General features: G+C 34.7%; 23 protein-coding genes and 1 riboswitch. Of the genes, 21 read left to right on the top strand and 2 right to left on the bottom strand.

What is annotated here, in order from left to right; genetic code table 11:
- Positions 1-11: 11 nt before the first annotated feature.
- The 14 genes from JFT89_RS06720 to JFT89_RS06655 all read left to right on the top strand — a co-directional run bounded on the left by JFT89_RS06720 (position 12) and on the right by JFT89_RS06655 (position 13,057).
- Positions 12-401, top strand: coding sequence for a hypothetical protein (locus JFT89_RS06720; RefSeq protein ID WP_002064489.1), 390 nt, complete (start codon positions 12-14; stop codon positions 399-401).
- Positions 402-423: 22 nt separating this feature from the next.
- Entirely contained in the window at positions 424-915 is a 492-nt protein-coding gene (locus JFT89_RS06715) for a YpuI family protein (protein WP_002158618.1), read from the top strand.
- A gap of 105 nt (positions 916-1,020) precedes the next feature.
- Complete coding sequence (locus tag JFT89_RS06710) at positions 1,021-1,935, top strand: superoxide dismutase (RefSeq protein ID WP_002064491.1); 915 nt, start codon at positions 1,021-1,023, stop codon at positions 1,933-1,935.
- 112 nt (positions 1,936-2,047) lie between these two features.
- Positions 2,048-3,172: a D-alanyl-D-alanine carboxypeptidase family protein gene (locus tag JFT89_RS06705; protein WP_016094460.1), complete on the top strand. Its 1,125-nt coding sequence runs from the start codon at positions 2,048-2,050 to the stop codon at positions 3,170-3,172.
- Complete coding sequence (gene spmA, locus JFT89_RS06700; RefSeq protein WP_016094459.1) at positions 3,165-3,761, top strand: spore maturation protein SpmA; 597 nt, start codon at positions 3,165-3,167, stop codon at positions 3,759-3,761. The genes JFT89_RS06705 and spmA overlap by 8 nt, the downstream gene beginning before the upstream one ends.
- Positions 3,758-4,288 carry a spore maturation protein SpmB gene (spmB, locus tag JFT89_RS06695; protein ID WP_002086660.1) on the top strand — a complete coding sequence of 177 codons (531 nt, stop codon included), beginning with the start codon at positions 3,758-3,760 and terminating at the stop codon, positions 4,286-4,288. The genes spmA and spmB overlap by 4 nt, the downstream gene beginning before the upstream one ends.
- A 289-nt stretch (positions 4,289-4,577) precedes the next feature.
- Positions 4,578-5,306, top strand: a complete 729-nt coding sequence (gene rluB / locus JFT89_RS06690) for a 23S rRNA pseudouridine(2605) synthase RluB (RefSeq protein WP_002064494.1) — start codon at positions 4,578-4,580, stop codon at positions 5,304-5,306.
- A 94-nt stretch (positions 5,307-5,400) separates the two neighbouring features.
- Entirely contained in the window at positions 5,401-5,922 is a 522-nt protein-coding gene (gene resA, locus JFT89_RS06685; protein WP_002064495.1) for a thiol-disulfide oxidoreductase ResA, read from the top strand.
- Positions 5,923-6,046: 124 nt separating this feature from the next.
- The gene (gene resB / locus JFT89_RS06680; protein WP_201039689.1) at positions 6,047-7,669 is read left to right on the top strand and encodes a cytochrome c biogenesis protein ResB; all 1,623 of its coding nucleotides are present in this window, start codon (positions 6,047-6,049) and stop codon (positions 7,667-7,669) included.
- A 14-nt stretch (positions 7,670-7,683) separates the two neighbouring features.
- On the top strand, positions 7,684-8,841 hold the full coding sequence (gene resC, locus JFT89_RS06675) for a cytochrome c biogenesis protein ResC (protein WP_002064499.1): 1,158 nt from the start codon (positions 7,684-7,686) through the stop codon (positions 8,839-8,841).
- A gap of 301 nt (positions 8,842-9,142) precedes the next feature.
- The gene (gene resD / locus JFT89_RS06670) at positions 9,143-9,859 is read left to right on the top strand and encodes a DNA-binding response regulator ResD (RefSeq protein WP_002064500.1); all 717 of its coding nucleotides are present in this window, start codon (positions 9,143-9,145) and stop codon (positions 9,857-9,859) included.
- The gene (resE, locus tag JFT89_RS06665) at positions 9,859-11,634 is read left to right on the top strand and encodes a sensor histidine kinase ResE (protein WP_201039688.1); all 1,776 of its coding nucleotides are present in this window, start codon (positions 9,859-9,861) and stop codon (positions 11,632-11,634) included. Before resD ends, resE begins: the two co-directional genes overlap by 1 nt.
- Positions 11,635-11,775: 141 nt before the next feature.
- Positions 11,776-12,357: a cob(I)yrinic acid a,c-diamide adenosyltransferase gene (locus JFT89_RS06660; RefSeq protein WP_201039687.1), complete on the top strand. Its 582-nt coding sequence runs from the start codon at positions 11,776-11,778 to the stop codon at positions 12,355-12,357.
- An 85-nt stretch (positions 12,358-12,442) separates the two neighbouring features.
- Positions 12,443-13,057, top strand: coding sequence for a peptidoglycan DD-metalloendopeptidase family protein (locus tag JFT89_RS06655; RefSeq protein ID WP_002149411.1), 615 nt, complete (start codon positions 12,443-12,445; stop codon positions 13,055-13,057).
- Between the two features lie 224 nt (positions 13,058-13,281).
- Here JFT89_RS06655 and JFT89_RS06650 read toward each other — a convergent pair whose 3' ends face one another.
- Entirely contained in the window at positions 13,282-13,968 is a 687-nt protein-coding gene (locus JFT89_RS06650) for a hypothetical protein (RefSeq protein ID WP_002011767.1), read from the bottom strand.
- Positions 13,969-14,216: 248 nt separating this feature from the next.
- Positions 14,217-14,356, top strand: a riboswitch (FMN riboswitch).
- Between the two features lie 163 nt (positions 14,357-14,519).
- Here JFT89_RS06650 and JFT89_RS06645 point away from each other — a divergent pair.
- Positions 14,520-15,098 carry an ECF transporter S component gene (locus tag JFT89_RS06645; protein WP_002011769.1) on the top strand — a complete coding sequence of 193 codons (579 nt, stop codon included), beginning with the start codon at positions 14,520-14,522 and terminating at the stop codon, positions 15,096-15,098.
- A gap of 118 nt (positions 15,099-15,216) precedes the next feature.
- Here the strand turns inward: JFT89_RS06645 and JFT89_RS06640 are convergent, their stop codons facing one another.
- Positions 15,217-15,465: a ferredoxin gene (locus JFT89_RS06640; RefSeq protein ID WP_001151994.1), complete on the bottom strand. Its 249-nt coding sequence runs from the start codon at positions 15,463-15,465 to the stop codon at positions 15,217-15,219.
- A gap of 297 nt (positions 15,466-15,762) precedes the next feature.
- Between JFT89_RS06640 and JFT89_RS06635 the strand changes: the two genes are divergently transcribed.
- The 6 genes from JFT89_RS06635 (at position 15,763) to JFT89_RS06610 (ending at position 21,131) form a co-directional block, all read left to right on the top strand.
- Entirely contained in the window at positions 15,763-16,824 is a 1,062-nt protein-coding gene (locus tag JFT89_RS06635) for a YpbB family protein (RefSeq protein WP_002086645.1), read from the top strand.
- Positions 16,814-18,343, top strand: coding sequence for a RecQ family ATP-dependent DNA helicase (locus tag JFT89_RS06630; protein WP_002086642.1), 1,530 nt, complete (start codon positions 16,814-16,816; stop codon positions 18,341-18,343). The genes JFT89_RS06635 and JFT89_RS06630 overlap by 11 nt, the downstream gene beginning before the upstream one ends.
- A complete protein-coding gene (locus tag JFT89_RS06625; RefSeq protein WP_002064506.1) occupies positions 18,343-18,906 on the top strand; it encodes a CPBP family intramembrane glutamic endopeptidase in 564 nt (187 codons plus the stop codon). The genes JFT89_RS06630 and JFT89_RS06625 overlap by 1 nt, the downstream gene beginning before the upstream one ends.
- Before the next feature lie 22 nt (positions 18,907-18,928).
- The gene (locus JFT89_RS06620; RefSeq protein ID WP_002030746.1) at positions 18,929-19,408 is read left to right on the top strand and encodes a LysM peptidoglycan-binding domain-containing protein; all 480 of its coding nucleotides are present in this window, start codon (positions 18,929-18,931) and stop codon (positions 19,406-19,408) included.
- Positions 19,409-19,479: 71 nt separating this feature from the next.
- Positions 19,480-20,256, top strand: coding sequence for a metallophosphoesterase (locus JFT89_RS06615; protein WP_002086641.1), 777 nt, complete (start codon positions 19,480-19,482; stop codon positions 20,254-20,256).
- Positions 20,256-21,131, top strand: a complete 876-nt coding sequence (locus tag JFT89_RS06610; RefSeq protein ID WP_002064509.1) for a MerR family transcriptional regulator — start codon at positions 20,256-20,258, stop codon at positions 21,129-21,131. Before JFT89_RS06615 ends, JFT89_RS06610 begins: the two co-directional genes overlap by 1 nt.
- Positions 21,132-21,153 lie beyond the last annotated feature (22 nt).

The raw sequence follows: 21,153 nt of genomic DNA, 5'->3' as shown, positions 1-21,153 counted from the left end.
AGGGGAAGTAGATGATTATAATAGGTTATGCAGGATATGAGTTAGAAAAAGCAAAACCGAATACATCAGAAGATTTTTTTAATAGATCTGAAGTGACATATATATTAAATAATCAAGAAAAAACCTTTTCTGTCTTATATGTTCGATATTTTGAAGAAATTTTACAAGAAATTATCCCTTTTGAAGGAAATCCAGTTTATAAAGTAGAAGAACAAGACGTATATTTACGAGATATTGTAGCGATTGCTTGTTTAGTGAACAATAAAGAGCTACGGACGCAGAAACGCTTGTATCTCAATGAAGTAACAGACTTTCAACGATACTTTGACGAGGGAACAGTGGTGAAAGTACAAGAAATATTAGCTGAATTACATAAAAATAAAAGAGTAGAAATAGCGTAAAACGGCAAAGGAGAGAGAAGCCATGTCTAATTTGATGGTTGAAAATCAAACAGAACAAGTTTCTATATTTTTAGAAGATGTAATTTCCTTGATAACTAATTATGTGAATTATCATACGTTACCTTCTTTATTGGAGGAGACACCAACAGGAAACGAGCAATATTATAAAGGTATATTAGCATCAATAAGAAGACTTCTTGTTTTTTGTGAAGAAGGACTTGATGCATGTTTTGTTTTGTTGAATGGCCAACCATTTCGAAAGACCGCAGCTGAAAAAGTTTTATATAAGATTTACCATCAAGTAATTGCAGAGTTTTTTTCGCCAAAGAATGATCATTGGTATGAAAATAGTCGTTCTGCTTATACAGGGAAAAATTCTATTGTTTTTCAGCAAATCCCTCCTGGATCTATAGAACGAGTGATGAAGGAGTTAGAAGGGAAATTTCAATTGATGCGTGAAGAACTAGAATATTATGAGACAGATTACCAAACAAAAATGTTGCACAAATATTAATTAAGGAAAAGAAGCTAAGGAGACTTAGCTTCTTTTCCTTTTGTACAGTTATATAAGGGATTTTCATTGAATATATTTAAGTGGATAGCAATAAGGAGGTGTAACATGAGTCAGCAAGGTGTATTTACAGATTACTTTCATGAAGTAGAAAGTTGGTGTGAAAGTGTTCTTCACGTATTAGATAGCCGTGCAATGGAAGTGTATGATGTCCATATGCTTGCTTATAAAATTCAAACGTTATTAGAGCGTATGAAAGAGCATGAATACGACACAGATGCCGAGTTTATGTATGAAATAAGTGAGGATGTAGAACATATTCAACACCATTTACAGGAAGTGTTTATGCAAGAAGGAGAGGAATATGAACTATGTGAAAGAGGGGATAGTGAACGAGCTGTTCCGATTGGGGGGCATACCCTTCCGCCATTACCTTATCCATATAACGCGCTAGAACCGTACATTTCACGAGAAATTATGATGTTACACCATGATAAACATCATCGTAGTTACGTGGAAGGATTAAATAAAGCAGAGAAGATGATGGAAGAAGCGAGAAAAACAAATCAATTTGATTTAATTAAGCATTGGGAAAGAGAAGCGGCTTTTCATGGATCAGGTCATTACTTACACACGATATTTTGGAATAATATGAAAAAAGATGGGGGCGGGGGTCCACGAGGGGCATTATCACAAGAAATTGAGAAGGATTTTGGGAGTTACTTACGTTTTCAAAAACATTTTACAGAGGCGGCCTCGAAAGTTGAGGGGTCTGGATGGGCAATCCTTGTATGGGTGCCTCGGTCCGGAAGATTAGAAATTTTGCAAAGCACGCTTCATCAATTGTTTACACAATGGGATACGATACCGCTCCTTGTACTAGATGTATGGGAACATGCGTATTATTTACAATACCAAAATCGAAAAGATGAATATATTAAAAACTGGTGGAATGTTGTAAATTGGCCTGATGTAGAAAAAAGATTTGAAACTGCGAAACAAATTGAATGGACACCATATTAGACGCAAATTCCCTGCGTCTTTTTTAATGGAAGCAGCAGGAAGATTTCGTTCATATTTTAAAAGGCCAAGCATACACTTGTACAAAAAGTGCCAAAAGGACGTGGGGGGAAATATGAGACGAATTTGTATAATAATTACGCTAATTATAATGTACGCAAGCGTTATACCGATTCCTGCATATGCAAAAATGAACGGTGGTGTCAGTGCTCGTAACGCAGTCTTAATGGAGCAACAATCCGGTCGTGTGCTATATGGAAAATTAGAACATGAGCCACAAAAAATTGCTAGTATAACAAAAATTATGACAGCATTGTTAGCTGCTGAATCAGGAAAAATGAAAGAGTTAGTATCGGTTAGTAATGAAGCGGTACGAGTAGAAGGATCGGCAATTTATTTAAAACCTGGACAAAAAGTGAAGCTAGAAGATTTAGTTTACGGATTAATGCTTAGATCTGGTAATGATGCAGCACAAGTAATTGCTGAAAATGTGGGAGGGAGTATAGAAGGGTTCGTATATTTAATGAATGAAAAGGCAAAAGAAATCGGAATGAAAGATACACATTTCTCAAACCCGCATGGCTTGGATGGGGATGGATCGCATTATTCGTCGGCTTATGACATGGCATTATTAACGAAATATGCAATGGGGAACGAGACCTTTAAGAAAATTTTTGGAACAAAAACGTATAAATCAGATTCTTGGGATTATCCGTGGAAAAATAAACATAAGCTTGTGACATCTTATTATGAATTTGCAACAGGGGGAAAGACAGGTTTTACGAAGAAAGCAGGACGGACGCTTGTCACAACAGCTTCAAAAGATGGACTAGATTTAATTGTCGTAACTTTGAGTGCTTCTAGTGACTGGGATGATCATATGAATTTGTTTGATAAAGGCTTTGAACGCTATAAGCAAGCGAAAGTTTTAGGACAAGGAGCAATCGCTGAAATAAATGAAAAGAAATATGCCAATCATGTTTATACGAAAAATAGTTTTTCTGTACCTTTAACTGAAGAGGAAAGAAAGAGCGTGTTATTGAAAGTTGAGCTCGATAAAAGTGAAAAACTTACGGATGGAGTAAAGATTGGGAAGACAGAAATTTATGTAGGGAACGAGAAAGTTGGAGAACGAAATTTGTTTTACAGTAAACGAAAGTTAGTAGCTACAACGGGAATGTATTGGAATAACGTAAAAGAAATCTTCTCTTACATGATAGGTGTTGGGATAGATGGTTAATCTCGTATGGGCAGCGATGGCAGTTATAGGGATTGTGTATGCCATGATAAATGGAACGATGGAAGAAGTGACCAAAGCAATATTTGAAGGGTCAAAAGATGCTGTAACGATTTGTATTGGACTTATTAGTGTTTTAGTATTTTGGCTCGGTTTAATGAAAATTGCTGAGGAAGCTGGATTGTTAAAGAAGTTAGTATCACTTTTTATGCCGATAGTAAAAAGATTATTTCCAGAAATACCGAAGGATCACCCGTCAATGGGATTCATTTTATCAAATATGATGGCGAACTTTTTTGGGTTAGGTAATGCAGCAACACCTTTAGGTATTAAAGCAATGGAACAATTGAAAGAGTTAAATGGTGGAAAGGATTCAGCAAGTCGTTCTATGGTGACGTTTCTAGCATTAAATACTTCAGCAATTACATTAATTCCGACTACTGTCATTTCAATTCGAATGACTTATGAATCAGCAAACCCTACTGAAATCGTTGGCGTAACATTTATAGCACAAGTGTTATCGATGATTGGAGCGATTTGGATTGACCGCTATTTTTACCGGAGAAGGAGTAGAAAGGGGCGGAAAAAATGAGTATTGTAAATACAATTTCATTATGGGTAATTCCTTGTGTAATTGGTTTTATCCTTTTGTATGGCACGATAAAGAAAGTTCCAACGTATGAATCGTTCGTTGAGGGCGGAAAAGAAGGGATTCAAATTGCGGTTTCCATTTTGCCGTTTATGGTTGGAATGCTTGTATCTATTTCTATTTTCCGGGCATCAGGTGCTTTAGATGCGATGATATCGGTAATGAAGCCGATGTTAGACTTTATTCATGTACCAGCCGAAATTGTTCCACTTGCACTTATACGTCCGATTTCGGGATCTGCTGGTTTAAGTATTACGACCGATTTAATCGCTACATATGGGCCAGACTCGTTTATTGGTAGGTTAGCTTCAACGATGCAAGGTAGCACAGATACGACTTTTTATATATTAACAGTATACTTTGGGGCTGTCGGTATTAGAAAAATGGGAGATGCATTAAAGGTAGGACTTTTTGCAGATTTAATCGGAATTATTTGTTCGATTGTGTTTGTTTCCCTATTGTTTCGGTAATGCTATTCATTTTTTGCGCTATTTCGCTTATAATACGTATACGACCACTATTAACGTGTAGTTTAATAGTGGTTTTTTTATGCGGTATTTTTGACAAAATGGTGAACTTTTATCGTGGACAACATGAAAAAGTGTAAATAATAATAAAGGGTGAAAACGTGGTATAGCCTTTATACGTTTATTATCATTGCTATGTTGTTAAAGGTAGGCGAAGTAAATGGCATAAAGCTTAGGCGGTTGCCAAGTCTTTCTAATGTAAGGTAAGATAAATTTGAGGTGAAAAAAAGAAATGGAACGATTACAAAAAGTGATTGCGCAAGCAGGTATTGCATCGAGAAGAAAGGCTGAGGAATTAATTCAGCAAGGGAAAGTGAAAGTTAATGGAAAAATAGTGAAGGAGTTAGGAACAAAAGTAACTCCTCAAGATAAAGTGGAAGTAAATAACATCCCTCTTGAAAAAGAAGAACCTGTTTATTTTTTACTATATAAACCAACTGGTGTAATTTCAAGTGTATCAGATGATAAAGGAAGAAATGTTGTAACAGACTTTTTCCCTGAAATTAGACAACGTTTATTCCCAATCGGACGCTTAGATTATGATACGTCTGGCGTATTATTGATGACAAATGATGGTGAATTTGCAAATGTATTAATGCATCCGAGATATAAGGTTGAAAAAACGTATGTTGCGAAAATTAAAGGGCCATTAACAGGTGATAAAATTCGCATGTTAGAACGAGGTGTTGCATTAGAAGATGGGAAAACAGCACCAGCACAAGTGAAAATTATTTCTTGGGACAAGCGTAAAGAGATGGCGATTGTACAATTAACGATTCATGAAGGACGTAACCGTCAAGTACGCCGCATGTTTGAAGCGTTAGATTGTAAAGTAATGAAACTAAAACGTGAACGTTATGCCTTTTTAGAAGTTGGTAGCTTGCGTCCTGGTGATGCAAGAGAATTGACACCACATGAGGTGAAACAATTACGTGCATTGGCTTCTACAAAGCCTCGTTAATCTATAGTGTGAAACTTTCACCAGTGGAATGCTCCGCTGGTGATTTATTAAAAAATACATATATTTATCACTCGTCGAAGAGAGGGGAGACAATATGAAAAAAAATCGCTTATTATTTCGTGTTATCATTTTGCTCATTTTAAGCGGTGCGGTAGGGTTTACGCTATATCAAGGATTTTTTACTGATAAAGAGAAAATGCAAATTGGAAAAGAAGCACCTAACTTTGTTGTAACTGATTTAGAAGGAAAGAACATTGAATTAAAAGATTTAAAGGGAAAAGGTGTATTTTTAAATTTTTGGGGAACTTGGTGTAAACCTTGTGAAAAAGAAATGCCTTATATGAATGAGTTATATCCGAAATATAAAGAAAAAGGCGTTGAAATTATTGCCTTAGATGCAGATGAAACGGATATCGCAGTGAAGAACTTTGTGAAACAATATGATTTGAAATTCCCAGTTGCAATTGATAAAGGGCAAAAGATCATAGGTACATATGGAGTAGGCCCATTACCAACAACCTTTTTAATTGATAAAGAAGGCAAAGTAGTAGAGCAAATTATAGGTGAGCAAACGAAGGAACAATTGGAAGAGTACTTAAAGAAAATTACTCCATAATTAAGAAAGCCTTTACATAAGAGGTGCTTACGTATAGCGCCTTCGTTTTAAGAATTCTGAGTATTGCGGTAACTCTGAGCTGGAATATACAATAGTACATATAGATAAAAGGGCGGTGAGAGCTTTGAAAGAGATTAAGTGTGAATGTGGACATGTTAATCCGATAGGAACCATTTTTTGTGAAGCATGTGGGAAACCATTTGAAAGTAATGAAAATATGAAATTATTGGATATGAGATATGAGGGGAGTGCCCGGAGATCTCTCACACATACAAAAACGATAGTCGATAAAATTTGGAGTTTTTTCTCTTCTGTAAAAGTAGGTGTATGGTTAATCGTAATAACTTTAGCTGCATCGGCAATAGGAACTATCTTTCCCCAAGAAATGTACATAACTCCAGGAATCGAACCAGCTGAATATTATAAGACCGAGTATGGATTTTTAGGACAATTATACTATCAATTAGGATTTAATAATTTATATGGATCATGGTGGTACATGATTTTAATTGCTTCCATTGGTATTTCACTTGTTATATGTAGTTTAGACCGTGTCATTCCTCTTTATAAAGCTTTAAAAAAACAAGGGGTGAAAAGACACCCAAGTTTTTTAAAAAGACAGAGAGTGCACGGGACTGGTACGCCGCATGAAGGTGACTTAGAACGAGTTCAAATTAATTTAAAGAAACGTAATTATAATGTGAAAGTGGAAGACGGGAACGTTTTAGCGGAAAAGGGACGTTTTTCCCGTTGGGGTCCATATATAAACCATATTGGTCTTATTATCTTTCTATTCGGTGCAATGCTACGTTTTTTACCGAGTATGTATGTAGATGAAGCACTTTGGTTACGTGACGGTGAAACGAAAGAAATACCAGGAACAGATGGTCAATACTATTTGAAAAACGAAAAGTTTATCAAGGAAGTTTATGATAAGAGTAAGGATAAAGAAGTTTTTGATGAAGCAATTGATCGTGTTGGTGATAAAATGATTGCGAAAAACTTCCAAACAAATGCTGTATTATATAAAGCGGTAGGAGAAAATATAGCGGGTCAAAAACCAAAATTAGAAAAGGTAAAAGAAGCTGAAATTCGAGTGAATGAGCCACTGAAATTTGATCAATTTGCTGTTTATCAAGTGGATTACAAAGAAAGTGAATTTAAAAGCATGTCTTTCCATTTGCAAAACAAAGAAAATAATCAAAAGTGGGGACCGATTAAAGTAGATTTAGCGAATCCTACAGAAAAATATGATTTAGGAAATGGGTATTCTCTAGAACTATTAAGTTATTTTCCTGATTTTTATTTTGATGAGAATGGAAAGCCGAATACGAAAACAAAATTACCGAATAATCCTGCATTCGTCTTTAAAATGTTTACCCCGGAAACACCAGATGGTGAAGTTAGTTTCGTCGGTATTCAGCAAAACATAGAGCCTGACGGGAATAATAAATATAAAATGTCATTTGCAGGTGTGGAAATGCAAAATGCAACAGCTCTTACAGTAAGAAAAGATTTGACGCTTTGGATTCTCGGTATTGGAGGATTTATATTTATGGTTGGTGTGATTCAAGGTATGTATTGGAACCATCGCCGTATTTGGATACAACGTGTTAATGATGAATGGTGGGTTGCAGGCCATACGAATAAAAATTGGTTCGGCTTAAAGAAAGATATTGAAAGAGTACTAGAAGGAACAGCGATTCCACAACCACACGATAAAATAAATGATAAAAAAACTAGTTAAGGTGGGGAAACGATATGGTACAAATAAGTAGTAATTTTCTGTTCGCCGCGTTCATCTTATATTTAATTGCAACTTTATTTTTTGGAGGAGCAATTAAAGAAAAAGGTCATAAATGGGCAAATATAGGTATAACTATAGCAATTTTAGGATTTATTGCGCAAATAGTATATTTTGTTACAAGATGGATTGCATCAGGACATGCACCAGTTAGTAACTTTTTTGAATTTGGTACATTTTTCGGCATGATGCTTGTGGGAGCTTTTATCATTATGTACTTTGTATATCGTGTAAGTATTATTGGTTTATTTGCTTTACCGGTAGCTCTTTTATTAATCGCTTATGCAAGTATGTTCCCGAGAGAAATTTCGCCGCTTATCCCATCTTTAAAGAGTAATTGGCTACATATTCATGTAACGACAGCGGCAGCGGGACAAGCAATATTAGCAATTAGTTTTATTACAGGCGTAATGTATTTACTGAAAAATGTAGATCAATCAATAAGAAGTAAGCGTACATTTTGGTTAGAGACAGTAGTTTTTACACTTGTTTGTACAGTTGGATTTATTGGAATCACAACGGTATTTTCTAGTATGAAATACGAAGCGAAGTTTCAATGGGTTGATAAAAATGAACAACAAGTTGAGATGAAGTATAATCTCCCTGCTTTAGTTGGACCGCATGAAGGGAAGTTAATGACAGAAAATAAATTAGAGCCAACAGTTGAAGTCCCCGCGATTGTAAATGCGAAAAAATTAAATACTGTTATTTGGTCAGTGTTAGTCGGAACACTACTTTATATTGTATTAAGACTTGTTTTACGTAAGCGAGTGTCAGCGGCACTTCAGCCGTTAGTAAAGAATACGAATAGTGATTTATTAGATGAAATTGGGTATCGTTCTATTGCGATAGGATTCCCAGTGTTTACATTAGGAGCATTAATCTTTGCAATGATTTGGGCTCAAATCGCTTGGACGCGCTTTTGGGGTTGGGATCCAAAAGAAGTTTGGGCGCTTATTACTTGGCTCTTTTATGCTGCGGTATTACATTTACGCTTATCTAAAGGATGGCATGGAGAAAAATCCGCCTGGCTTGCAGTAATTGGTTTTGCAATCATTATGTTTAACTTTATTGTAGTAAACTTAATTATCGCGGGTTTACATTCATATGCATAGAGAAATAAAATAGGAGAGTGTATGTCACTTTCCTATTTTATTTTTGTCAAATTTTCTTCTTTTTTGAGAAAAACATGACAAAGTAGCGGTTGATTCTGTAAAATGATGTCGAGGACCAAATATACTGTTCAAAAAAAATACATAGTTTTGGAAAAAAAATGAACAAACTTTATTATTCTTGTGAAGCATAATATGGGAAGTAGAACGTTAAAAAATGCTTAATTAAGCGAGGATAGGTGCAACATTATATTGTAGAAGGGTAGGTGTAAACCGTTGTGGTAAAAGTACGCAGCGGGTAGAAATGGAAAATGAATCAAGAATTTTAATTGTAGACGATGAGGATCGTATTCGTCGTTTATTAAAGATGTATTTAGAAAGAGAGCAATACACAATTGAAGAAGCGGATAATGGTGATACAGCTTTAGAAATGGCGTTACAAAATGATTATGATTTAATCCTATTGGATATTATGATGCCTGGTAAAGATGGTATCGAAGTGTGTAAAGGGATTCGTGAGAAGAAAGCGACACCAATTATTATGCTGACAGCAAAAGGTGAGGAAATAAATAGGGTACAAGGGTTTGAAGTTGGAACTGATGATTATATTGTAAAGCCGTTTAGCCCGCGTGAAGTAGTACTTCGTGTGAAAGCGGTATTACGCCGCGCTGTACCAACGACATTCTTTACACAAGATACAACGACGAAAGATGTTACTGTGTTCCCTCATTTAACAATTGATAATGATGCGCACCGCGTTACAGCGGATGGTAATGAAGTAAACTTAACACCGAAAGAATATGAATTACTATTATTTTTAGCGAAAGCACCGGATAAAGTTTTTGACCGTGAGCAATTGTTAAAAGAAGTATGGCAATATGAGTTCTTCGGAGATTTACGTACAGTTGATACGCATGTAAAGCGTTTACGTGAAAAGTTAAGTAAACAATCACCAGATGCAGCGAAGATGATTGTTACCGTTTGGGGCGTTGGTTACAAGTTTGAGGTTGTGAACGACTGATGCTTTGGAGAAGTGTAGTAGGGAAGTTATGGATGACCATATTACTTCTCGTTTCGTTTGTTCTTGGATTTGTTGCTATTTTACTTTCACAGTTTTTTAGAACGTATTATGTTGATATGAGTCAAGCTAGGCTTCAGAAAGTTGCAACAAGTGTCACGGAATTAATTGAAGAAGGTGCCGATGTAAAAACGATTGAGGATATTGCTTACAAATTTTCTGATCCACTTTCAAGGATTATCATTGTAGAAGATGGTAAGGAAATTTCTTCTTCGCCGAAACAAGAAGGATTAGTTACTCTTACAATAGATGATCTGAAAAATGATAAAGAATTAGCAGCTGTTTTTACAGATAAAAAGGATATTAAGAATAATATTAGAAAAGCTTCCAATAGTAGGAAGAATAAGAACACTGAAAATGATATTATGATCGTCGGTAAACCAGTACAGTCAAAAAATCAAAGTGCGGTGTTTGTATATGAATCATTGCAAGTTCCAATACAAGGTATGGAGAGAACGACTGATTTTATTTTCTTATCAGCTGGGATTGCGATTATTTTAACAACTTTCTTTGCATTTTTCTTATCTACTCGAATTACGGCACCGCTTCGCAAAATGCGTGAGGTTGCATTTGAGGTAGCGCGCGGGAAATTTGATACGAAAGCCCCTATGGTGTCGCAGGACGAAATTGGTGAGCTTGCAACTGCTTTAAATCAAATGGGGAAACAGTTGAAGTTTAATATGAATGCCCTGCAGCAAGAAAAGGAGCAGTTAGCTAGCATTTTGAGTAGTATGGCAGATGGTGTTATTACGTTAAACCAAGAAGGTGAAGTCGTTGTTATCAACCCACCGGCAGAACATTTCTTACAAGTTTGGCAAGAAGAAAAAGAAGTGGAGTTAAGTAAAAAACTGCCTTCTGAACTTGTTGAACTATTCCATCTCGTTGTAGAAAGTGAGCAACAACAAGTTGTTGAAATTAATTTGCAAAAAGGTAACTACGTAGTTCTTATGACACCGCTTTACAATCAGACAAAAATTCGTGGAGCTGTAGCAGTATTGCGAGATATGACGGAGGAGCGTCGTCTGGAGAAAATGCGTCAAGACTTTATTGCAAATGTATCACATGAACTCCGTACACCGATGGTAATGCTTCAAGGATATAGTGAAGCAATTATAGATGATATTGTGCAAACGAAAGAAGAAATTAATGAGTTTGTTCAAATTATTTATGATGAATCTGTTCGTTTAGGTAAACTTGTAAATGAGTTATTAGATTTAGCCCGTATGGAAAGTGGGCATGTAGAGTTACATATAGGTGAAGTAGATATTCATCCATTTGTCGAAAAAATTGGCCGTAAATTCCAAGGGATTGCAAAGGATAAAGAAGTCCAATTAACAGTGGATTTCCAAAGTCCAATTGAACAATATCCGTTTGATGCAGACCGTATGGAACAGGTACTGACGAATTTAATTGATAATGCAATCCGTCATACAAATGCAGGTGGACATGTTACACTTGTAATTAATACGAAAAATAGTGGCCTTACTTTCGAAGTGCAAGATTCAGGTGCTGGTATTCCAGAAGAAGATATTCCGTTCTTGTTCGATCGATTCTATAAAGCTGATAAAGCAAGAACGCGCGGGAAAAAAGTTGGAACAGGACTCGGGCTTGCGATTGCTAAAAATATTGTTCAAGGTCATGACGGAAAGATTTTTGTATCAAGTGTCGTTGGAGAAGGAACTATATTCTCTGTATATTTACCAAATCGTATAATTTAGATGTATAAGTTTTTTAAAGTTGATCATGAATAAAAGCTTTACTGTTTTTTTATTTTTTTGTAAGTGCAATTAAATAAAGAATGGTAAAGTTTTTTTCTTTAATAATCAGAATGAAAATAAAAAGAGAGGTGCCATAATGAAATGAAACTTTATACAAAAACAGGTGATAAAGGGGAAACGAGTGTCATAGGTGGCCGAGTGGATAAAGATCATATACGTGTAGAAGCTTATGGCACAATTGATGAGGCGAATTCTCATATCGGATATGCCATGTCTAAATTACAAGAGGAATGTTTTCGTAACATCTATAACGAACTTGAAAATATTCAACATGAACTATTTGATTGTGGAGGGGATTTAGCAATAGTAGAGAAGAAAATCCCTTATAAAGTAACGATAGAGATGGTCGAGTATTTAGAGAGACGAATTGATTCGTATATAGAAGAAGCGCCGCCGTTAGAGCGTTTTATTTTACCAGGCGGTAGCGATGTATCGGCTGCACTACACATTGCACGTACAGTTATAAGAAGAGCAGAACGTTGTATAGTGTCATTGCAAAAAGAAGGAGAAACTAATGAAATTGTTCTAAAGTATGTAAATAGGTTATCTGATTATTTATTTGCGCTTGCTAGAGTAATAAATGCACGTTTACAAGTGAAAGATGTGGAATATAACCGCAGTGTACTTGTTTTTCGTAATAAAGAAGAGAAGGAAGTGGAGTAATTCACTTTCTTTTTTTTGTATACTTTTTTCTGTAATATCCCACAATAGAGAAGGTATGACGGTTATTAGAAAACGGAGGATGTATATGAAAGCGTTAAAATGTGGCGTGGTGATATTGAGTATATTATTTTTATCTCAATTACATGTTTACGCTGAAGAGAATCAGTGGATATGGCCTGTTGATGGGCAGCTAAGTGATTATTTTGGGACAAGACATGGGAAACACTATGGTATTGATATAGCTGCGCCTATTGGAACGCCTGTTGCAGCTATTCAAAATGGTAAGGTGACAAAGTCTTATTTTTCAAGTAGTTATGGAAATGTTGTGTTTATTAAACATGGAGAATATGAGGCTGTTTATGCGCATTTAAATAAGAGATATGTAGTTCAAGGGGATAACATTTCAAAAGGAGAGCTAATTGGAGAGGTAGGGAATACAGGAGAATCGCGAGGAGCGCATTTACATTTAGAAGTGCATCAAGGGAGATGGACGATGGAGAAAAGGAATGCGATGAATCCGTTGCTTGTTTTAAATGAACAAAAAAATCAAGTTGTGTCATCATCGCTATATGTTGTACAAAAAGGTGATACTTTAGTTGGCATTGGTCGGAAATTTAGTATGACAGTTGAAGAAATTAAAGTGAGGAATGGATTGCGACAAGAGCAAATCTATCCGAATCAACAACTATACGTTAAGTAAAGGAAACGTCCCCAAAGCATAACTTTTGAATAGATTTATTTTCTTCTTATTTAAGATTGCGATAGTAAATGAAATTATATCGACGCAAATTGAAATATATCGAACATAGCTCTTATTATATCGACATTTCGACAAGAAATATCGACTAACAATAAAATACGACAATAAGAGCAACCTATTCCTAACGAAAAACCGTCCCAAAAGATCTTTTGGGACGGCTTCTTTTACCAAAAAATAAAGACACATATAAATCCAGTAATAGCTAAGTAGCTATATAAGTAAAAGACTTTTGTTCTTGTTTTTTCTTTTGTCCGAAATAGTACGATAGTTGGTTCGATTAGACCAATTGTAAGACAAAGTAAACCAAGAAGCATAAAGCCAATTGAAAGAGAATACAGGGCGATTTGTGGTGCTTGAAATGGAATCATCCATTTTAATAAAAATGCAATAAGTGCAGTGTAACAAATGCTACCGATGTATTTATTCAATGGTGTATCAGAACGGAAACCAGGAAGTTTCTTGGAAAACGGACGGGAAACAACTTCCGTTTGTAAAGATGTATGTTCTTCAATTATTTTTTGAGCTTCTTTTCCTTTTTGGAAAAGGGATAAAATCCAGTTTCGCTCACCTTGGAAAATAAATTGAGAAGTTGTTAAATAGTGATCAACTTTTACCTTATTCCAACTCTTCCATGGATGACGCTCACACAATTTTAATTTACTTTCTGTTTTTTTATCATACTGATAAATACTTATGCCATCTTGGTCAAAAGTAGCGTAGTATGTCTCTCTTGAGAATGTGCCTAGATCAATTGGACAGTAGAAAAGTAATTCTTTTTTCAAATAAAAGTATTCTTTTCTTAAGTTCTTTTTCATTGCTTCTCGAATAGAGTGTCTTTTATCTTTCTTCATGACATTTCCTCCATAACTCAGAAAATGTTCTTATCTTAACAATTCAACATCTTATCACTTTTGACGACATATGACTAGGGGGATTCATAAGAGAAATACCGAATTATAAAAAATATGGGTTGTATTGTAAAATATAGTGATCGTTTCTTTAATTATATAAAATCAATAACTTATTTTTAGTAAGTTACACTTTTTTTGTTCACAATACGATCATGTTGTTGTATAATAAAGTGGAAAATAGAATATCGGTCTATCTTCGGGGCAGGGTGAAAATCCCGACCGGCGGTGATGAACATTTAATAATTTCGTTCTAAGCCCGCGAGCCGTTAAGGCAGGATTTGGTGTGATTCCAAAGCCGACAGTACAGTCTGGATGGGAGAAGATGGAGGTTCAAGCGTTCAAAAAAGATAAGTATTTGAACGTCTGTTTGATGTGCCTTAAAATTCTCCCTTTGTGTAAATCACAAAGGGTTTTTTCGTTCTATGAAAAAATAGGCATAGCAGAACCTTTCCACTTTCCATGAGAAGATCGATGGAAAAGGAGAGAGAAAGATGAAACAAAAAAACAGTGTAGTGCAGATGGTGAGTGTAGCGATGCTAAGTAGTATTGCCTATTTACTAATGATGTTGGATTTTCCATTCCCAGGGCTTCCGCCATTTTTAAAAATTGATTTTAGTGATGTGCCAGCTTTAATTGCGGCGATAATTTTTAGTCCAATTGCAGGTGTAATTGTAGAAGCGATAAAAAATATTTTGCATTACGGAATTCAAGGAAGTTTAACGGGAGTACCAGTAGGAGAAGTAGCAAACTTTATAGCGGGATGTTTATTTATTGGTCCAGCAGCATTCTTATTCCGAAAGTATCGCACAGTAAAAAGTTTAACGACAGGATTAATGCTAGGTACAATTACTATGACAGTTATTATGAGTGTGTTAAACTACTTTATTATTTTACCAGCGTACACTTGGTTTTTAAATTCACCAGCTATGTCTAGTGATATTATGCGACAAACTATTGTAACGGCGATATTACCGTTTAATGTAATTAAAGGAATTGTTGTAACAATTGTATTTGTAGCATTATTTTCACGCTTGAAAGTATGGGTATTTGCAAAAATGAAAAATGCTTAAAAATATTAAACCATTGGCAGCGTAACTGCTAATGGTTTTTTTTGTTAGTGAGAATGAAAAAGAGTGCAAAAAATCCCCCTCATAAGTATGAGGGGGATTTTTTGAAGTTAATAAAAGACTATTCGAATTTTAAAGAGTCGCCATCAAATGATTCGTCAGCAACTTTAATTGAGTCAGTTGGACAACCTTCGAATGCATCCATCATATCTTCAATTAATACATCTGGAATTTCAACGATACCTTGGTTATCGTCTAATGTTACAAATGCAATGCCTTCATCATCATAGTCATAAATGTCTGGTGCAGCAGCACCACAAGCACCGCATGCAATACAAGTATCTTTGTCAACGATTGTATATTTTGCCATATTTTTTCCCTCCTGATAATATGTATGTGAAAAGTTCGCCAAAAAATTATAATCTTATTGTAAAACGGTTTTTAAAACTTTTCAACATAAAATTATAATGATAATGCTTATCAATTAGAGTGTCAACTTATTTTTGAATTATTTCATAAGATTTTCAAAATACTTAAATGTTATTTCGTTTGATACAATAGAATATATACAAGCATGTAGTGTGAATATGATAAGTTAAATGAATAGCAGTTAATGTGCAATCGTATTGAAAAAGGAATGAAGTTAGACTGAGAGGTGGAAGCGGTAATGCAGCTACAATATACTTTATTATATTGTTTAAAACAATTGAATGGTGAAAGAACCGTTTCTTCGATTTATTATTTATTAAAAGGAAAGAGATCGTCGCAAACATTACAAGATGGGAATATGTTTCAAATTTCTTTTTTGTTTGGGATTTATAAGTCATTAAATAGAGCTGATTATGATCAAGAAGTTGCAAAGTTGTTACAAACGGATTTAGTTCAAGGTATACATGATAATACATATGTGTTAACGACTGCTGGTAACGTGCAATTAAACAAATGGGAAGGTGACTTTGCCTTTCCGACATATTTAAATGGTTTACACTATGGTGAAATAGGTGAAACGTTTTGGAAGAGATTATCATTAATCGTTCAAACCATTTCGAATTTACAACAGGCGAATACGAAATTTATTCCAATTCAACAGGATACAGAAATAATGATGTGGGTGAAACGTTTTCTCACTGGAATACCGTATATGAGAAGTGAATTGGCTAAAAGATTATGGAAGGAAATGCATACTCTTTTACAAAAAAATAATCCAGTAGAGGCAACAATCGTAATATATCGGTTAACTGGGTATAAACGTATTGGGTGTACTTTACAACAATTAGCGGAAATTACGAAACAAGATATATTTCGAGTGTATTTTTTATTTTGGGGTACAATTCATTTCCTTATTCAAGAAGTTCGCAATAAAGAAAATGAGTTTCCATTATTAGCTGAAATTATATCTTATCCAAATGAGAAAGCTGATTTATTTAGTTTATCAACGAAAAAAACATATAATCTTTGGAGACAAGGACGCTCTTTAGAAGAAATAGCAACAATTCGGAATTTGAAGGTTGCCACGATAGAAGACCATTTTGTAGAAATTGCTTTACGAGAAAAAGAATTTTCTATTGAAATGTTTATGGAAAAAGAAAAAATGGAAAAAGTAACAAAAGTAATTGAAGCATTACAAACACGTAAATTGCGTGTGTTGAAGCAAGCGGTTGGAGAGGAAATCTCTTATTTTGAAGTACGTCTTGTATTGGCACGGATGGAGGGTATAAATGAAGCTTGAGGAATATTTATATAAGTGGTTTGGATATTCTGAATTTCGTCCGGGGCAAAAAGGAGTTATTACGGACTTATTGGAAGGAAAAGATGTTGTAGCAATGCTTCCGACTGGAAGGGGAAAGTCAATGTGTTATCAACTTCCAGGGCTTCTGCAAGAGGGTACGGTGCTTGTTGTATCACCATTATTATCTTTAATGGAAGACCAAGTTACGCAATTAAAGTATGTCGTGAAAAATCGAGTTATTGCATTGAATAGTTTTCGGACGTTAATTGAAAAAAGAGAAGCAATGAAAAAGCTATCTTTTTATAAATTTGTTTTCGTATCACCAGAGATGTTGCAGTCGGAACTTCTAATAAGAGAATTGAAAAAAATTCATATTTCATTATTTGTCGTAGATGAAGCGCATTGTATTTCACAATGGGGCTATGATTTTCGGCCAGATTATAAAAAATTAGATAAAGTAATTGAGAGTATCGGATCTCCGACAGTACTAGCATTAACAGCAACTGCGACAAAGGATGTACTGCGAGATATAGCGGAAAGTTTAAATCTAAAAAATATTGCTGAGCATGTGTACTCAATTGATCGTCCAAATATTGCGATGGAAGTGCAATTTGTGGAAACAATAGAAGAAAAAAAAGAGGCGCTTTTTGAGCATGTAATGTATTTGCAAGGGCCTGGTATTGTTTATTGTTCAAGTAGGGCCTGGACAGAGCGTTTAACCGAGTATTTAAGAGGAAAAGGAATTACAGGTGTAGCTTTTTATCATGGTGGTATGGAACATGAAGAGCGTATGTTAATTCAACAACAGTTTATGAATGACCAGTTGCAAATTGTAATATGTACAAGTGCTTTTGGGATGGGGGTAAATAAGGCGAATACAAGATATATTATTCATTTTCAATATCCGACAAATGTAGCTTCCTATTTACAAGAAATTGGAAGAGCGGGAAGAGATGGAGAATTGAGTATAGCCATTTTATTATGTAGTCCATTGGATCACGATTTGCCAATTTCAATCATTGAAGATGAATTACCAAGTAAATCGCAAATACAATTTTTATTTTCGTTACTACAAGAAAGAATGTTTCAAACGAAAGTATTACCATTAGAAGATGTAGAAGAAATTTGTTATAATGCAGCAAGATTTAATGAACAATATTGGCGCTTTACACGTTATCATCTCGAACATCTTGGAATCATACAACAGCGAAATCTCATGCTAGAGAGCTTGTCAGATGAAATAATGCACAGATTAATAGCGGAAGTGGAAGTGAGAATGCGTAATAAATATAGTGAGCTAGAAAATATGAAGTCATGGATACAAGTTCAAGGATGTAGACGTGAATATTTATTACAACAATTCGGTTATAGAAAAGAAAAAGAGATAGAAAACTGTTGTGATTACTGTGGTATTACAAAAACGGATTATAAAAAAAGACGAGCGCAACAGTTAGTTTTCGACTATAATTGGGAAACAGAGTTACAAAAGCTTTTCGGCCTAGGAAAGATGGAGGAATGATGAACATTCAAAGGCATAATGTTGAAGATATGAGTCCGAGAGAAATAAGACTGAATCTCTACATAACACAACTAATCATTATTGGTATCGGTTGTTTACTAGCATATATATTATTTCAAGATAAAAGAGAAGTTTATAGTTTATGGAAATGGGAACCGGTTTCTATACTTTTAATAGGGAGCTTGTTAGCGATTTGTATTGTGTTATTAGATTATGTTGCAATGCGAGTGTTTCCAGAATCTTGGTTTGATGATGGTGGCATTAACGATAGAATGTTTCAAGGGATTTCTGTCATGCATTTACTCGTTATCACGTTTATTATTGGCTTTGCGGAAGAGTTTTTATTTAGAGGTGTAGTGCAGACTCATTTCGGAATTGTAATAGCGAGTTTAATTTTTGCTGTGTTACATATTCGGTATATAACGAAGCCTTTTTTGTTTTGTTTCGTCTGCTTTATTAGTTTTGTTTTTGGTTATGTATTCGAGTGGACAGGAAATTTGTTTATAACAATCTTTGCACACTTTCTTGTTGATTTTATAATGGGGCTCCAATTAAGAAAATAAATGGAAGGTGGTGGTGAACAACATGAGAAAACGAATTCCTGATTTTGAAGAGGAGTTAGAAGTTGAGCAAGTGGAAGAAGATGAAAGTTTACCGCCGCGTAGTGAAATTCATAGAAATAAAGAGAACAAACCAAAGTTTAAAATGAATCACATTTTCGTCCGAGTGTTAACATTTTTGTTCATATTGTTACCTATTAGTATCCTATGGTATACGGATAAGTATATACAGGTAAAAAGTGATAGTAATAATGCTGAGAAAAGTGCGTTTGAAGTAATTTTCTTTGATTCCGCTAAGACTGAATCAAAGAAGCAGTCTGAGAAAGTAGCAACTCATGTTGTGAAAGATGGAGAAACTTTAGAAAGTATAGCGAAGCAATATTTCTCAGATGAAGATGGGATAGAAATAATAAAAAAGTATAATGATTTACAAGAAGACGAAGTGAAGGTAGGACAAGAATTGAAAATTCCTATAAAAGATAAGTCCACGAAGTATGAGAGCTAGCTAAATGAGTGATATATAGCTCCACATAAAATTAAGGACTATACTTTACGAGGAGGGAGAGTAAAAAATATATGGCATGGATTATATTATTATGTACTCTCATATGCATTGGTTTTGTATGTCTTCTTGGAATGTATAAAGAAGCGATGCGTAATACAGTGTTGGAACATACTTTAGTATTCGAAGAATTTCCGGAAAGTTTTCAAAAAGTTAAAGTTTTTTTTATTTCGGATATTCATAGAAGGATCATTTCTAGCTCGCTAATTGAACGAGTGAAAGGAAAAGCAGATATCGTAATTATTGGCGGTGATTTAGCTGAAAAAGGAGTACCTTTATCGCAAATCTCTTTAAATATTCAAAAGTTAAGAGAAATAGCCCCTGTATATTTTGTATGGGGAAATAATGACTATGAAATTGAATATCACGAATTAGATGCTTTATTAATAGAAAATAATGTGAAGGTATTAGATAATACAAGAGTTGTATTTGAGTCTGAATTAGGAGAGAAAATTTGCTTACTCGGTATCGATGATGTTGGATTAGAACGAGATCGTTTAGATTTAGCGTTGTCTGATTGTAAAGAAGAAGGTTTTCGCATTTTAATTAGTCACAACCCAGATATAATAAAGAAAATGTCTGGTAATGAACAAATTTCGCTCGTATTAAGTGGACATACACATGGAGGCCAGATTCGGTTGTTTCCATCTGAAAAGTATTTAAAGGGTGGCGTATATAAGCATTCTAATACGACTCTCTTTGTTAGTAATGGGTATGGAACAACATTGTTCCCTCTTCGTTTTCGGGCGCCTTCCCAAACACATATCATTACGTTATGCGGAGGGAAATAATGCCGAATTCAAATGGAAAATATAATATAAAAGCTGTCTCAAATATACTCGGAATTCAACCGAGTACACTTCGCGCATGGGAAAGACGCTATCATATTATTGCCCCAAAGAGAAATCGTGCGGGGCATCGTTTATATACAGAAGAGCATATTCATATTTTGAAATGGTTAATGAACAAAGTTTCTGAGGGGATGATGATTGGACAAGCAGTTCAGTTATTAGAAGGGAATCGGTTGCAGAACAACGTTCAAAAAGAAAAAATTACTGATACAGAAGTTGTTTTAGTGGACGATATACTACAAGCTTTGTTAGAATTTGATGAAATTACAATTTCTGCATTATTAAACGAGGTTTTTAGTATATATTCAACGGAAAAGGTTGTTGCAAGCATCATTCTTCAAGTGGCAAACAAGTTGTTAACTTTAAAAAGTAATAATGAGATTACAATGTCGCAATTCAAATATGTTGTATCATTCTTACAAACACGTTTAGGAATGATCTATCATAATGCGTCGGTGTATTCTTCCGTTAACAAAGTTTTCGTTTTAGAAAATAATATATTAAAAGGATTTATTTTCGCGACGTATTTACGACTAAAAGGATATCAAGCAATGTATATGGGGACAAGTTTAGATGAAGAAGGTATTTTACTAGCTATTGAACAATTACAACCTAAATATTTGTTTATATCTTTTGATGATGAACGAGAACTTGAAGAGGCAGTAGAATTTATTGACTTGTTGCAAGAAAAAAATGGAAACATCTCTGGTGGTTTTATAGGAAGAAAAGGCATTGGAGATCAATTAAATCTTCAAAATATCCTAATTGGTAACACGAAAGAAGAATGGGATGGATGGTTAAAGATGTCGGAATAGTCGTTCGAAAAGAACCATCTAT

Origin of the sequence: Bacillus sp. TH25 (assembly GCF_016650935.1) — a bacterium.
Classification (GTDB): domain Bacteria; phylum Bacillota; class Bacilli; order Bacillales; family Bacillaceae_G; genus Bacillus_A; species Bacillus_A mycoides.
The sequence above is the reverse complement of the archived record's forward strand: the minus strand, read 5'-3'. Positions and strand labels throughout refer to the sequence as shown.